We start from the raw sequence: 14,319 nt of genomic DNA, 5'->3' as shown, positions 1-14,319 counted from the left end.
TAAATTTTATTAAAACACATCAGAATTAGTTCTCACTTTGAAAATATTTAGAACACAAAGTTGAAAATCTTTAATTTTCGAAACTTATGTGAACTTTTAGAAGTGCTTTTTTTTCTCTCTAAACTAATGTGCTTAAGATTAAAAAGACTCTTAGTTTTTGATTCTCCACTTTATTTGGTGCCGGAATCGCGACCCGACTTGATGATGTTATTTTTATAGTTTTATTTGAATCATCGAACCACTTCGTTAGGTTTGAGCTATTTTATAAAAAAGCGGGAACGGAAGGCGGAATTGGTCGCCCAAATAATTTTAAAAAGTAATACTATAAACTCCTGTAGATGAGCTGTTTGATTTTTCAGCTTTCACAAATTGCTTTACCCAACTCACGGAAGCTGTAACCACACACGGATCAGAAACTCCGCCCGAACGCCTTGCAGAAACTACATTTCCGGCTTTGTCGACCGTGTAAGCGATATTGATACTGCCACTCGCCGAACAGTTGTGGGCAGGTTGCGCGCCACCACGTCCCATGGTTCCAGGAATAAAGCCAACTAATTTTCGGTCGACGCCAATTTTACTGTCGCCATTTCCTTCGCCACCCAGAGGGTCGCCAGAATTTCCTGGAGTTGTGGAATTTCCTTGGGTGCCCGTTTTAGTCCCACGACCTTTCAAAAGGTTTCCGACCGCAGCAGTTCCTTTGCCATCGCCAGTTCCGGTGTTTGAGTTAGGAGTAGTTGCTTTTGCTGGATTGGTCTTTATAGGAGTCGCTTTTGCTGGATTGGTTTTGGTGGGCGTTTTTGCTTCCACTTTTACCACTTTCTCTACTTTGGGAGTTGAGATTTTCGTATTGTTTCCGGTAATGATTTTTTCTTTAACAACAGGTTCTACCACTTCTTTTACCGGTTCTGGTTTAGCTTCAGGAGTAACTTCTGTATTGGCTGCCAAACTTCCTTCCTGGTTGGCGGGTTCCTCTACTTCTGCACCTTCTCTGTTATCTCCGAAATTAATGAGCATTGTTGTGACTTGCTCTGGTTTTTCGGTGATTTTGGTAAATTTATAAAAGAAAATCCCTAAGAAAAGCAATAGCGAAATGAGAACCGTAATAATTGCGCTTCTTCGTCTGTCTTTCTCTTCGTTTTTTTTATGTTGAATGATATAATCCATTTTTATGGAATTCTTTTTTAGAGAATTAGAGTTGGTCTAAATTTTTTTTAACCGCAAAAGTCACAAAAGTTTTATACTAATAAGCAATTCAAAAGTTTGCAAAAAGAATATAAGAATAACGGTTTCTAATTTTCGTGCCTTTTTATATTGGTCTTTTTTGCTTTTACGGGCTGAAGATTCATATTTTCAGCAAATTACAAAATTGCTTATTTTTCTTGAGTCGTCGCGATCGCTAAATTAAACTGATGATTTTCTGCAATGGCCATCACAAAAACAACATCTTTATGTTTGGTGTTTTCATCTGCTCTGATAGTGAAAGAAGGTTTTTCTTCCCCTTTCAAAGTATTGACCAAATAGTCTTCGAGTTGTTCTTTTGGGATTTCTTTATCGTTTACAAAATACTTGCCGTCTTCTTTAATCGTAACCACGGATGGATCCTGAGTACTTGGATTACTGGTGTCGGCAGTTGGTAATTTAACTTCAATGGCGCTTTGGGTAATCGCAGAACTGGTAATCATAAAGAAAATCAACAACAGGAAAATAATATCCGTCATCGACGCCATACTGAACTCGGCATTGACTCTGTTTCTTCTTTTCAATTCCATATTACAGCGGGGTATTTAAAGTATCCAAAAAGTCATTGACGTGGGTTTGAATTTTTAAAACCAAACGGTCTACATTGGTTACCAAAATATTATAGAAAAAGTAAGCAGGAATTCCGATGAATAAACCGACTGCCGTTGTTGCCATCGCGGTGTAAATTCCGGATGCTAATAATTTTGGACTTACCGCACCGGTTACATTTGAGATTTCGAAAAACGCCATGATCATTCCGACAACGGTTCCTAAGAACCCTAACATTGGTGCTGCTCCAGAAGCAGATGCTAAAATGTTGAGGTTTTTTTCCAACTTCGAAACTTCCAGTTGTCCTTGATTTTGCATCGCATTTGAAATGTCAGAAATAGGTCTTCCAATTCTGGCCAACCCTTTTTCAATCATTCTTGCTTCAGGAGAATCAATGGTTTTGCAGTAATCTATCGCTGTTACGATTTTGCCTTCTTGTACAAAGTCTTTAATGTTTTCTAAGAAGTTAGGAGTTTGTTTGGAGGCTCTTTTGATGAAAAAATAGCGTTCTAAGAATATATAAAGAGCTAAAATTCCCAAAAGGAAAATAGAAATCATAATAATATTACCGACAATTCCTCCTCCGAAAAGAATTTCCCAAAGTGAAAAAACATGCGTTTCTGTTGTGGTATTGATGATTTGCGTAGGTGTTTGTAAAAACATAAGTTCTTTTTGATTTTAAAATTGAACGTCAAAATTACCTTAATATTACAGGCTTTAAGGTATTTATTTAATGATTGGGTAAAATAAATAGAATTAATCTTCTTCTACAACAATTTCGTCCTGCTTGAAATTACATTTCAATTTAAACGGAATAGGCTGGTCAGAACCTGTGTAAAAATCGGTGATGTTCCCTTCCCAGAAAAGTTCTAATTCTCCAGAAGAATCATTTTTGAAAACGAGTTTGCTATCGGTAAGGAAAACATCTTTGTCGTCAAAAAGATCTGCCCCCGTATAATTATCTGCGTCTTCATCTTTAATCTCGAACGTTTTTCCAACCAATTCTGCGTCTTCGATAGGAAAATCGAACACATTGATCGAAATCTGTGGGAAATTATACTGCAAAGAATCATCATCTACATGATCCAAAGAATCATCGGTAATAATTTCTACTTCTAAAAAATGTTGAGTATTGCTGTAAACTGCTTTGCAGTAAGTGCTCTGGATGTGGTATTTAAGGGTTTCATCCGGATGATAGATTTTTAAAATCCCTTTCATTTCTATAGGAAAAATTGAGTTAAATAATTGATAACGATACTGGTCGAACAAAGATAAAAAATAGATTGATTGCGCAAAATTATTTGTTGTAAATTTCATTTCTATTGAAATCAAGTGTTTAATTCACAATAGCACAACTTTAAACAAAAAAAATTAATTTAGCATCTTCAAAAATAAGAGAATGAAAAACTTAATATGCACTGCTTTTTTAGGAGTATTTTTCTTGACCGGATTTACAAGTTGTAAAAAATCGGATTCACCGTTAACTAAAGTAACACCAGTTGAAGTGGATTCTATTGCAGCTAATTATTACGAGCAATATTTAAAACTTTATCCTTTAGAAGCCACTTCTCAAGGTGATTTACGTTATAACGATCAGTTGCCGATTAACATTGATAAAGATTTTATCTCTGGTGAAATTTCTTTTTATAATTCTGTTCAAAATGAATTAAAGAAACTGGATTATAAATCACTTAATGACGATGATAAAACGGTTTACGATGTTCTTGATTATACTTTGAAGGATAAAATTGAGCGATATGCTTATCATCCAGAATATATTCCTTTTACTCAATTTGGCGGGTTGCCACTGGATTTTCCTTTACTTGGAAGCGGAGAGGGAAGCCAACCTTTTAAAACTGAAAAGGATTATGAAGATTGGTTAAAGAGAATGGAAAAATTTCCAGAATGGATGGATACTGCGGAAGGGAATTTCCGAGAAGGAATTAAGAACAGTTTCGTTTTGCCGAAGAAACTCGTGATAAAAATGATTCCTCAAATGAATGCTGAAGAATTAACAAGTTCAGATTTCGATAAAAACATTTTCTACGGTCCTGTTAAAAATTTCCCGAAAAACTTTAGCAGCGCACAAAAACAAAAATTGACCGCAGCATACAAAGATGTTGTTTCTAAAAAAATAGTTCCTGCTTATACCAAAATGGGAACTTTCCTGGAAACAGAATATTTGCCTAAAGCAAGAAATACAGATGGAATTAATGCCTTGCCAAAAGGAAATGAGATTTACGCTTATTATGTTAAAAGTTGGACGACTACTACTAAAAGTCCTGAAGAGATCAATAAAATAGGTTTGGAACAAGTGGCGATGCTTCGAGCAGAAATGGACAAAGTAAAACAAGAACTGGGTTTTACCGGAACACTGGAAGAATTTATTACCCACGTAAAAGAAGATCCGAAAGCAATGCCTTATAAAACGGAAAAGGAAGTTATCGGTGCGTTCAATGGAATCTTAACTAAGATTACTCCGAAATTAAAAACGATGTTTGGCGTAACTCCGATTACTCCATTTGAAATTCGTCAAACTGAAAAGTTTAGAGAAGCCACCGCAAGTGCAGAATATATTCAGGGAACTCCAGATGGGAAAAGACCGGGGATTTTCTATATTCCAATTCCTGATCCGACGAAATTCAATGTGACTTCAGGAATGGAGTCTTTGTTTCTACATGAAGCCATTCCAGGTCATCATTATCAAATTTCTTTACAACAGGAAAATACAAAACTTCCTAAATTCATGCGTTTTGGCTGGTTCGGTGCGTATGGTGAAGGTTGGGCGCATTACTGTGAAACCTTAGGTCCAGAGTTTGGTTTGTACACCGATCCTTATCAGAAAATGGGTTATTTGAGCGATCAAATGCTGCGTGCTGTAAGATTGGTGATCGATACCGGAATACACACCGGAACGATGACTCGTGAAGAAGCGATTAAATATTTTCTTAGTAATGTTTCTTATGACGAAGGAAGTGCAATCGCAGAAGTAGAGCGTTATATGGCAATGCCAGGACAAGCTTTAGGTTATAAAATTGGCTCATTGAAATTCCGTGAATTGCGAGATAAATATACAAAAGAGTTCGGAACCAAATTCAGTTTGCCAAATTTCCATGATGAGGTTTTGAATCAAGGGTGTTTGCCTTTGGACGTTCTAGACCGTAAAATGGAGAATTGGGCGAAGAAGCAATAATTAATTTGTAATATTAGAAATAGAAGCCGTCTCATAACTATATGAAACGGCTTTTTCTATGGTTTTCTCACGGACTCCTGTCCGAGCATATGATTCAAATATCAGAATCTCAGAGCGTCAGTTCGAGTATTGAGACACTTTCTTGTTTTTACCGTAAAATTCTGTGCTCCTGTTTTTTTTAGCTTTAAAATAATTTCAATAAAATCTAAAAATTTCGATGCTTTATTATATTAATATTGACAATATTTAAATAAGTAGTATTTTTACCCTTCAAAAAATAAAATTTGTGATGAACCCACAATTCCCTCAGCCACTGTCTGCTATGAAAGAAGGTGTTTTGGAAAGTATTATCGAGAAAGTCCCTTTTGGATTTTCACTTATTAATGCAGATTATGTCCTGGAATCTGCAAATGATGCTTGGCTGAAAATTATCCAGAAAAGCGAAAATGAAGTAATCGGTAAAAACGTATTTGATGTTTTTCCTGAAATGAAAGACTTATTAAAGCCGATTTTAGAAAATGTAAAAGAAACCAAACAACCATTTTATTCTCCAGAATATAGCTGGAAATTGATGAGACAAGGCATTTTGGAAAATGTGTTTTTCAATTTTGTTTATCATCCTATTTATACTGATTCTGGCCGTTTTCAACACTTTGCATGTGTTGTGATAGAAGTGACTGATTTGGTGGAAACTAAAAACAAAATTAAAAATGAGGAAGAAAGACTTCGACTGGCAACCGAAAGTTCACATACTGCGACTTGGGATTTAAACTTGAAAAATTCCGAAATTATTCATTCTTCTTACTTATCAAAAATTTTCGGTTACGAAGATGGTGATGCGATCAGTCATCAACAAATGAGAGGTCATTTGGTAGAGTATGACCGCATCAATATTGTAGAGAAAGCCTATGAACGTGCTTTAAAAACTGGGAAATATAAGTACGAAGCAAGAATCATCGATAAAAAGGGAAATCTAAAATGGATTTTCACCAATGGTAAGATATTCCGGGACGAAGAGAATCAGCCTATCCGAATGTTGGGAGTAATGCAAGATATTACTGAACGGAAAACGAACGAAATACTTCTGCAGGAAAGCCATCACCAGTTAAATACTGCCTTAGATGCTACTAAATTAGGTAGGTTTGACATGGATTATGAAACGCAGCATAAATATAATTTCTCTCCTCGGTTCTTATCAATTCTAGGATATGATGCTGATACTGAAAATCTGGACTGTAAGGTTTTCGAAAAGCATATTCATCCCAAATATTTAAAAGTCCGTAATGAAGCTTTAAAAAAAGCAAAAAGCACCGGCGACCTTTATTATCAGACCAAAATTATTTTGCGCGATGGAAAGGTGAAGTGGGTCGAAATATATGGCCGACTCCTGGAAAGTTTTGAAGGCAGTAAACCTTATGTTTCTGGAACAATGCGCGATATTACGGACTTGAAAGAGTTCGAGCGGAAAATTAGGGAAAGTGAACAGAAGTATCGTTTTCTAGCCGATGCAATCCCACAAATTGTTTGGATTGGTGAAAGTGATGGCCGACTGACCTATTTCAATCAAGCCACCATGGATTATTCTGGGAAAGATTATAATACTTTCTTGGAAGGAAATGGTTGGTTAGATATTGTACATCCCAACGAACGAGATGAAAATATACGTCTTTGGACTGACAGTGTAACGCACAAAATACCGTTCTCTTTTGAACACCGTTTTCGTAATAAAAACAATGAGTATCGTTGGTTTCTAAGCCGTGCTGCTCCGCAATTAGATGAGTTTGGCAATGTCACAAAATGGGTCGGAACAAGTACCGATATTGATGACATGAAGAAACAGGATGAACATAAAAATAATTTCATCAAGATTGCCAATCACGAACTGAAAACTCCGGTTACCACCATAAAAGGTTATGTGCAGTTACTCAAGAAAATGCGCGGTAATTCCGATGATAAATTTTTAGTGAATTCTTTAAATACGATTGAAAATCAGATCAATAAACTCAACCATTTAATGGGTGAGCTTCTCGATATTTCCCGTATTGAATCCGGAAAGCTTCCTTTGCATAAAGGTGATTTTTCTTTACTAAAGCTGGTTACAGAAACCATTGAAGATATTAAGGCAGCAGAACAAAGTCATCACATTAACTTTGAACTGAGCGGCGCGAAAGACATCGAAGTTTTTGCAGATAAAGATCGGATCACGCAGGTTTTAAATAATCTTTTAACCAATGCCATTAAATATTCACCTAATAGTAAGGAGGTTAATGTGCAGCTTTTCGTTGAGGGAAATTGTGCCGTAGTTTCTGTGGAAGACTTTGGAATTGGTATGGATGAACCAGAATTAAATAAAATCTTCGAACGTTTTTATCGTGTTTCCGGTGAAGATGAGGTTACTTTTCCAGGTTTTGGAATCGGTCTGTTTATCGTTAAAGATATCGTTGAAAGACACGAAGGAAAAATTTGGGTCGAAAGTGAAAAACAAAAAGGCAGTAAATTTTACTTCTCGCTGCCACTTTTAGAAAAATAAAATTATGAAAATATTGGTTGTTGATGACAACAAAGACATTTGTGCACTTATCGAAAGTATTTTGCTTTCTGATGGTTATGATGTTGCATCATGTTGTAATCCTGCAGAATATAAAGAGAAACTCAGCAATGCGAAACCTAAATTAATCATCACCGACATGCTGATGTCAGGTTTTGATGGCCGGACTTTAACCAAAGAAGTAAAGCGCAATTCTGAAACTTCTGATATCAAAGTAATGTTGATGTCTGCTCATCCTGATGCAGAAAAAATCTGCAAAGAAATTGGTGCGGATGATTTCCTGGCTAAACCTTTTGAAATTGATGATTTGGTCAATAAAGTTGAAAGTCTTTTAAATTAAAACCACTCGTTAAATCTTAGAAATTATCTCTCGTAAAATTTACTCAAATAACATTTTTGTTATAAAATCATTTTCCTTATTTCCTCTCGCTGGCGAATATTCTCTGCCGTAGAAAATGATTTGCAAGTGTAATTTATTCCAGATTTCTCTAGGGAACAATTTCTTCGCATCTTTCTCTGTTTCCACTACATTTTTACCCGAAGTTAATTTCCACTGAATCATCAAGCGGTGAATATGCGTATCGACTGGAAATGCCGGAACACCAAAAGCCTGACTCATCACCACGGAAGCAGTTTTATGACCAACGCCGGGAAGATCTTCCAATTCTTCGAAAGTCTGTGGCACAATTCCATTATGTCTTTCTACCAAAAGTTCAGACATTCTTTTGAGATTCTTCGCTTTTGTATTTGCTAAACCGATTTCTTTAATTAAATATTTAATTTCGTCAACTTCTAATTCTTTCATTTTAAAAGGAGTGCCAGCAACTTCGAAAAGTTTGGGCGAAATCTGATTCACTTTTTTATCCGTAGTTTGAGCGGAAAGAGCAACGGCAACTAGTAAAGTAAAAGGATCATTATGGTCTAAAGGAATCGGAACTGTAGGATATAATTTTTCCAGTTCGGTCATTACGATTTCTGCTCTTTGCTTTTTTAACATTTTAAATCTAAATTTGAACAAAAATAAACAATATGTTGAACGTAGGCGATAAATTACCAGAATTTGAAAGTGTTAACCAAGACGGTGAAACGGTAAAGTCATCCGATTTTTTAGGAAAGAAATTGGTGATCTTCTTTTTTCCGAAGGCAAATACTCCTGGTTGTACAGCTGAAGCTTGTGACATTAATGATAACATTTCACTTCTTCAAAAAGAAGGTTATCAGATAGTAGGAATGTCTGCTGATCCGGTTTCGGTACAAAAGAAATTCCATGTAAAGTTCGGATTTCAATATCCTTTAATTGGTGATGAATCCAAAGAAATTCTAGAAAAATTTGGAGTTTGGCAAATGAAAAACTTCATGGGAAGAGAATATATGGGAGTAATGCGAACCACTTTCATTTTTGATGAAAAAGGGATTTGTACCCGCGTTATTGATAAGGTAAAAACCAAAGACGCAGCAAAACAGATTTTAAAAAATTCGTAAAGACGAAAAAATATGACCACTAATGCACGAATAATTTTATTCGTGCATTAGTGGCATTTTCTATAAATGCAGCTTTTGTAGTTGATAAAAGTTTAAACCACAAAGTCACGAAAGTTTTAAGTTAAAACTGATACGCTATTAAGTTCAAAAAAGTTTCAACGATTAACTTTGCGGCTTTGCGTAAAAACCATTGCGTCTTTGCGTGAAACTGAAACCTAGCTCAACATTCGTTGCGCTTTTTTGACACCCTCTGTCAAAATATCAATTTCTTCAAAAGTATTGTAAACCGCAAAACTTGCCCGAACAGTTCCGGCAATATTAAAGAAGTTCATGATCGGTTGCGTACAGTGATGTCCCGTTCTTACCGCGATTCCCAGCTTGTCCAAAATCATTCCCACATCAGAAGCAATTCCGATTCCTTCAAGGTTGAAAGATACAACACCAGTTCTATTAGCCTTTTCTCCGTAAATTCTTAAACCATCAATTTCTAATAATTTTTTCTGAGCGTAATCCAGCAATGCGTTTTCGTGAGATTGAATGTTTTCCTGACCGATTTTTTCCATGAAATCAATCGCCGCTCCCAATGCAATATTTCCACCCACATTCGGTGTTCCGGCTTCGAATTTAAAAGGTAAATCTGCGTAAGTCGTTTCTTCAAAAGAACAGGTTGCAATCATTTCGCCACCACCGTGAAAAGGTTGAAGTTTTCTTAATATTTCTTCTTTGCCATAAAGGATTCCAGTTCCCATCGGAGCATACATTTTGTGTCCGGAGAAAACAAAGAAATCACAGTCCATTTTCTGAACATCAATTTTAAAATGCGGAACCGATTGAGCTCCATCAATCACAATCATGGCGTTTGAATTCGCTCTCGTTTTTGCGATAATTTCTTCGATTGGATTAATAACACCCAAAGCGTTTGAAACCTGATTCAAAGAAACAATTTTCGTTCTCTCACTTAAATTTTGATCTAAAAAATCGAGTTGAAGAATTCCATTTTCGTCCATCGGAATTACTTTCAATTTTGCGCCTGTTCTTTCGCAGAGCATTTGCCACGGAACAATATTCGAGTGATGTTCGAGATAAGAAATGATAATCTCGTCATCTTTTTTGATCAAATTCGTTACTGCATAAGCGATGAGGTTGATTCCTTCCGTCGTTCCTTTGGTGAAAATAACTTCGAAATCATTTTTAGCATTAAGAAATTTCTGCACTTTTCTTCGCGATACTTCCATTTCTTCCGTCGCTAACTGACTCAAAGTATGAATCCCACGATGAACATTAGCGTTGATGGTAGAATAATATTTTTCCCAACTTTCAATAACTGAAATTGGTTTCTGCGAAGTAGCGCCGTTATCAAGATAAACCAAAGGTTTACCGTTAACGGTTTGAGTAAGAATAGGAAACTGACTGCGAATATTTTGGATGTCGAACATGATGCTTATTTAGAATGCTTCAAATTTACGGAATTTTAAATTGAATAATCTTTATTAGATTATAGATTTAAAGACAAAAGATTAGAGACGGAATATTCAAAAACAATTTTAGCTCATTTTTTATTTAACCACAAAAGGCACAAAAGAATGATGATTTTAAAGTTATTCTAAAGATCAAAAAAGTAATTCTGAAATCCCTCCTAGTCAAGCGAAGCGCCTTTGCGCCGTAATTAATTTAAGAGTGAGTCAGGTTAAAACCTTTGCGCCTTTGCGTTAAAGAATTTTAATGTTTAATCAAAATTTTTCACTACTTCATCCACATAGAAGGCAACTTGTTTCGGTCTGTCTTTTTCATCAAACGTTTCCCTTTTATCCATTCCTGTTCGGACAATTACCATATTTTTCTCAGGAATAATGATGATGTACTGACCATACAATCCTCTGAAATAATAATGTTTAATCGCTGCATCATTATTAATCCAAAGTCCTACACCATAAGCTTCTTTAGATAATTTTGTAGGCGTCCGCATCTTTTCAATAAAGCTTGAATTAAGGATTTGCTTTCCATCAAATTCGCCATTATTTAAAAATAGCTGTCCGAGTTTTGCAAAATCTCTTGCATTAGAATTAACGCAGCAGAACGTTTTTTCCATACCGAAGTCATCGGTATTCCATTCTGCGTTTTGTTCCATTCCAAGCGGCTGCCATAAGTTTTCGGAGGCATATTCTGCAATCGTTTTATTGATCGATTTTCTCAATGCAAAACCTAATAGTTGCGTTGAGCCAGATTGATATTCGAATTTTGTTCCGGGTTGATTTTTAAAGCCACGTAAAAAAACAGCTTCTTCTAAAGATTTTCCGTAATAGGCTTTTGCGTTGGGCAGAAAAGGATTGTTGTAATCTTCATCCCAATTTAATCCTGCTTCCATTTCAGCCAAATTAGCCAAAGTCAGATATTTCCCTAATGGTACATTATTATAATTCTGAAAGAAACTCGCAAACTTCTCATCAATGCTTTTAATCTTTTTCTGTTCAATAGCTTTTCCGACAAGCATTACAGTAATCGCTTTCGCCATCGAGAAAGAATTGGTTTTTGAGGTTTGGTTATAACCGTCCCAATATTCTTCGTGCAGTAATTTTCCGTTTTTAATGACTAAAAAAGAAGCCGTTTTTGAGAGCTTTAAATCTTCAACTAAAGTTTTAGGTAGAGAGATTTTATTGTATAGAGAATCTTTCACCCATGGAACTGAAATTCCTTTAGCAATCGTATGAGACTTGAAATAAGTTCCGTCATCAATGTTTGAACCAGTTTCTCCACGCAGATAAGTTTCACGAATTCCTTTGAATAAATAATCATATCCAAAAGTGTAGGCAAGCGCAATTAAGGCTGCAGTTCCAACTAATATTCCTTTTAAAGTTTTTTCTAACATGCAAAAAATGTTTAAAACAAATTTAGGATTATAAATGGAAATCTGTTAAAATAAAAAAGTTCCAGATTTCTCCGGAACTTTTCTTTAATAATATTTTTTAAAACCTTAAATCTTAGAAAGTAAATTTCTGAAATTTGTTTTTTCGTCGATAATTCTTCTTAAATCCGCAACAGCAACTCTTTCCTGTTTCATTGTGTCTCTGTCTCTTAAAGTTACGGTATTGTCGGTTAAAGAATCGTGGTCAATCGTTATACAGAAAGGCGTTCCGATGGCGTCCTGACGTCTGTAACGTTTTCCGATGCTGTCTTTGTCTTCATAAATCATGTTGAAATCATATTTCAAATCATTGAAGATCTTCTCTCCATATTCTCCTAAACCATCTTTCTTCATCAACGGTAAAATCGCCGCTTTTACAGGAGCCAAAGCAGGTGGAAGAGAAAGAACTGTTCTTTCTGAACCGTCTTCTAAGACTTCATCTTTCAAACAGTTAGAGAAAATTGCCAGGAACAAACGGTCTAAACCAACCGAGGTTTCTACCACATAAGGAACATAATTTTCGTTTCTTTCAGCATCGAAATACTGTAATTTTCGACCGGAATGCTTTTCGTGTGCACTTAAATCGAAATCAGTTCTGGAGTGAATTCCTTCCAGTTCTTTAAATCCAAACGGGAATTTAAACTCAATATCAGCCGCAGCATTTGCGTAATGTGCCAATTTTTCGTGATCGTGAAATTTGTAATTCTCAGCACCTAAACCTAAAGCCAAATGCCAGTTTAGACGTTTTTCTTTCCAAGTTTCATAAAAACCTAATTCAGTTCCCGGAGGTACAAAATATTGCATTTCCATTTGTTCGAATTCACGCATTCTAAAAATAAATTGTCTCGCAACAATCTCATTTCTAAAGGCTTTACCGATTTGAGCAATTCCAAAAGGTAATTTATGACGGGACGTTTTCTGAACATTTAAGAAGTTCACAAAAATTCCCTGCGCCGTTTCCGGTCTCAAATATAAATCGGTTGCTGTGTCTGCAGACGCGCCTAATTTCGTTCCGAACATTAAGTTGAACTGACGTACATCCGTCCAATTTTTAGAACCGGTATCTGGATCTGCGATTTCCAACTCTTCAATTAGTGCTTTCACATCGGCAAGATCTTCTTTTTCAAGAGATTGTGCCATTCTCGAAAGAATTGTTTTCTGTTTTTCTCTATATTCTAAAACACGTGGATTTGTACTTTCAAATTCATTTTTATCAAAAGCTTCACCAAATCTTTTGGCAGCTTTATCGATTTCTTTTTGTGCTTTATCTTCAATTTTAGCACAGTAATCTTCAATTAAAACATCGGCTCTGAAACGTTTTTTCGAATCTTTATTATCAATCAACGGATCATTAAAAGCATCAACGTGACCAGAAGCTTTCCAAATTTGTGGATGCATAAAAATCGCAGTATCAATTCCCACAATGTTGTCATTCAGCTGCACCATTGCTTTCCACCAATACTGTTTGATGTTGTTTTTCAGTTCCACCCCATTTTGTCCGTAATCGTAAATCGCCGAAAGACCGTCATAAATTTCACTTGAAGGAAAAATAAACCCGTACTCTTTCGCATGCGAAATCAATTTTTTGAAAACATCTTCTTGTTTTGCCATCGTTTTAGAATTTGTGCAAAAATAGGGAATTTTATTCTAATTTTTAGGAGCCGGGAACCTGCTCTACACTATATCTTATTTATTTTCTGCCCCGCTTTTCCAGCACCGAAAAATAAATAAGGATGCCGTTTCGATCAGGGCTAGTTTCGATTCGGTTTCAAATGAAAAGTTTCGTTATAAATCCGTTAACTTCTGAGATCATCTGGAAAACAAAAAGACGAAAATCACTTTCCGTCTTTTTAATATTTAAATCAAATATTATTTAAAAATGATAACTCAAAGCCAAACCATTTCCAGCACTTTCTAATTTAAAGTATGGTTCGAAAGCAGTTGATTCTCCATTTTCGGTTTCAATCGCTTTATTGAAGTTTTTCTTCGCACCCACATAAAATGGAATTGATACCAAGGCAATACCTGCACTCAAGCCAAAAACTGTCCATCTCGCACTATTGTCTGTTTCCACCGTTGCAGATCCAAATGGAGTGCTGACCGATTGCTCTTTTGGAGTACTTAAAATCAGACCTAAACTCAGACCCATCCCAAAACCACCAATGCTGGAAATGACATCTCCCGCCGTTTTGTTAGATCTTCCTTGTTTAAAATAATCACTCGCGACAGGATTTGTAAATACTTGTTGGTATTGAGAAAATTTATAAGACTGTCCGTCTTTCACTAATTTGTTTCCGGCCATTGTAACTTGGGAAAAGATACTTTGAAAGCAAAATATGGCTCCAAAAAATAGAATTTTTTTCATTGATTTTTTTTGCTAAAATATCATTTTTTTTAAAGTGAAAT

13 protein-coding genes are annotated in these 14,319 nt (G+C 35.7%); 4 read left to right on the top strand and 9 right to left on the bottom strand.

Annotated elements, in window-relative coordinates; genetic code table 11:
• Positions 1-309: 309 nt before the first annotated feature.
• From Q73A0000_RS12125 to Q73A0000_RS12110, 4 genes are all read right to left on the bottom strand, one after another.
• The gene (locus Q73A0000_RS12125) at positions 310-1,164 is read right to left on the bottom strand and encodes a ferric siderophore ABC transporter substrate-binding protein (protein WP_193811201.1); all 855 of its coding nucleotides are present in this window, start codon (positions 1,162-1,164) and stop codon (positions 310-312) included.
• Positions 1,165-1,370: 206 nt separating this feature from the next.
• The gene (locus Q73A0000_RS12120; RefSeq protein WP_193811200.1) at positions 1,371-1,769 is read right to left on the bottom strand and encodes an ExbD/TolR family protein; all 399 of its coding nucleotides are present in this window, start codon (positions 1,767-1,769) and stop codon (positions 1,371-1,373) included.
• A gap of 1 nt (position 1,770) precedes the next feature.
• Positions 1,771-2,451, bottom strand: a complete 681-nt coding sequence (locus Q73A0000_RS12115; RefSeq protein WP_193811199.1) for a MotA/TolQ/ExbB proton channel family protein — start codon at positions 2,449-2,451, stop codon at positions 1,771-1,773.
• Positions 2,452-2,544: 93 nt separating this feature from the next.
• A complete protein-coding gene (locus Q73A0000_RS12110; RefSeq protein WP_244140736.1) occupies positions 2,545-3,105 on the bottom strand; it encodes a hypothetical protein in 561 nt (186 codons plus the stop codon).
• 82 nt (positions 3,106-3,187) lie between these two features.
• Between Q73A0000_RS12110 and Q73A0000_RS12105 the strand changes: the two genes are divergently transcribed.
• The 3 genes from Q73A0000_RS12105 to Q73A0000_RS12095 all read left to right on the top strand — a co-directional run bounded on the left by Q73A0000_RS12105 (position 3,188) and on the right by Q73A0000_RS12095 (position 7,869).
• Positions 3,188-4,981 carry a DUF885 domain-containing protein gene (locus tag Q73A0000_RS12105; protein ID WP_193811198.1) on the top strand — a complete coding sequence of 598 codons (1,794 nt, stop codon included), beginning with the start codon at positions 3,188-3,190 and terminating at the stop codon, positions 4,979-4,981.
• A 289-nt stretch (positions 4,982-5,270) separates the two neighbouring features.
• Positions 5,271-7,511 carry a PAS domain S-box protein gene (locus Q73A0000_RS12100; protein WP_244140855.1) on the top strand — a complete coding sequence of 747 codons (2,241 nt, stop codon included), beginning with the start codon at positions 5,271-5,273 and terminating at the stop codon, positions 7,509-7,511.
• Positions 7,512-7,515: 4 nt separating this feature from the next.
• Positions 7,516-7,869: a response regulator gene (locus Q73A0000_RS12095; RefSeq protein ID WP_193811196.1), complete on the top strand. Its 354-nt coding sequence runs from the start codon at positions 7,516-7,518 to the stop codon at positions 7,867-7,869.
• 39 nt (positions 7,870-7,908) lie between these two features.
• Here the strand turns inward: Q73A0000_RS12095 and nth are convergent, their stop codons facing one another.
• The gene (gene nth, locus Q73A0000_RS12090) at positions 7,909-8,526 is read right to left on the bottom strand and encodes an endonuclease III (protein ID WP_193811195.1); all 618 of its coding nucleotides are present in this window, start codon (positions 8,524-8,526) and stop codon (positions 7,909-7,911) included.
• A 32-nt stretch (positions 8,527-8,558) separates the two neighbouring features.
• Between nth and bcp the strand changes: the two genes are divergently transcribed.
• Entirely contained in the window at positions 8,559-9,011 is a 453-nt protein-coding gene (gene bcp / locus Q73A0000_RS12085) for a thioredoxin-dependent thiol peroxidase (RefSeq protein WP_193811194.1), read from the top strand.
• 215 nt (positions 9,012-9,226) lie between these two features.
• Here bcp and Q73A0000_RS12080 read toward each other — a convergent pair whose 3' ends face one another.
• The 4 genes from Q73A0000_RS12080 to Q73A0000_RS12065 form a co-directional block, all read right to left on the bottom strand.
• A complete protein-coding gene (locus Q73A0000_RS12080; RefSeq protein WP_193811193.1) occupies positions 9,227-10,447 on the bottom strand; it encodes an aminotransferase class V-fold PLP-dependent enzyme in 1,221 nt (406 codons plus the stop codon).
• 290 nt (positions 10,448-10,737) lie between these two features.
• Positions 10,738-11,877 carry a serine hydrolase domain-containing protein gene (locus Q73A0000_RS12075; RefSeq protein ID WP_193811192.1) on the bottom strand — a complete coding sequence of 380 codons (1,140 nt, stop codon included), beginning with the start codon at positions 11,875-11,877 and terminating at the stop codon, positions 10,738-10,740.
• Between the two features lie 105 nt (positions 11,878-11,982).
• Entirely contained in the window at positions 11,983-13,524 is a 1,542-nt protein-coding gene (locus Q73A0000_RS12070) for a glycine--tRNA ligase (protein ID WP_193811191.1), read from the bottom strand.
• Between the two features lie 262 nt (positions 13,525-13,786).
• Complete coding sequence (locus Q73A0000_RS12065; protein WP_193811190.1) at positions 13,787-14,278, bottom strand: hypothetical protein; 492 nt, start codon at positions 14,276-14,278, stop codon at positions 13,787-13,789.
• Between the last annotated feature and the right edge of the window lie 41 nt (positions 14,279-14,319).

This window comes from Kaistella flava (ex Peng et al. 2021), from assembly GCF_015191005.1.
Lineage (GTDB): Bacteria > Bacteroidota > Bacteroidia > Flavobacteriales > Weeksellaceae > Kaistella > Kaistella flava.
Note: the sequence above shows the minus strand (reverse complement) of the source record. Positions and strands in the feature narration are given on the sequence as shown.

What these genes read in the sequence shown, in the direction of transcription:
- Q73A0000_RS12125 (WP_193811201.1), bottom strand. Translation starts at nt 1,164, where the DNA reads ATGGATTATATCATTCAACATAAAAAAAACGAAGAGAAAGACAGACGA.
- Q73A0000_RS12120 (WP_193811200.1), bottom strand. Translation starts at nt 1,769, where the DNA reads ATGGAATTGAAAAGAAGAAACAGAGTCAATGCCGAGTTCAGTATGGCG.
- Q73A0000_RS12115 (WP_193811199.1), bottom strand. Translation starts at nt 2,451, where the DNA reads ATGTTTTTACAAACACCTACGCAAATCATCAATACCACAACAGAAACG.
- Q73A0000_RS12110 (WP_244140736.1), bottom strand. Translation starts at nt 3,105, where the DNA reads ATGAAATTTACAACAAATAATTTTGCGCAATCAATCTATTTTTTATCT.
- Q73A0000_RS12105 (WP_193811198.1), top strand. Translation starts at nt 3,188, where the DNA reads ATGAAAAACTTAATATGCACTGCTTTTTTAGGAGTATTTTTCTTGACC.
- Q73A0000_RS12100 (WP_244140855.1), top strand. Translation starts at nt 5,271, where the DNA reads ATGAACCCACAATTCCCTCAGCCACTGTCTGCTATGAAAGAAGGTGTT.
- Q73A0000_RS12095 (WP_193811196.1), top strand. Translation starts at nt 7,516, where the DNA reads ATGAAAATATTGGTTGTTGATGACAACAAAGACATTTGTGCACTTATC.
- nth (WP_193811195.1), bottom strand. Translation starts at nt 8,526, where the DNA reads ATGTTAAAAAAGCAAAGAGCAGAAATCGTAATGACCGAACTGGAAAAA.
- bcp (WP_193811194.1), top strand. Translation starts at nt 8,559, where the DNA reads ATGTTGAACGTAGGCGATAAATTACCAGAATTTGAAAGTGTTAACCAA.
- Q73A0000_RS12080 (WP_193811193.1), bottom strand. Translation starts at nt 10,447, where the DNA reads ATGTTCGACATCCAAAATATTCGCAGTCAGTTTCCTATTCTTACTCAA.
- Q73A0000_RS12075 (WP_193811192.1), bottom strand. Translation starts at nt 11,877, where the DNA reads ATGTTAGAAAAAACTTTAAAAGGAATATTAGTTGGAACTGCAGCCTTA.
- Q73A0000_RS12070 (WP_193811191.1), bottom strand. Translation starts at nt 13,524, where the DNA reads ATGGCAAAACAAGAAGATGTTTTCAAAAAATTGATTTCGCATGCGAAA.
- Q73A0000_RS12065 (WP_193811190.1), bottom strand. Translation starts at nt 14,278, where the DNA reads ATGAAAAAAATTCTATTTTTTGGAGCCATATTTTGCTTTCAAAGTATC.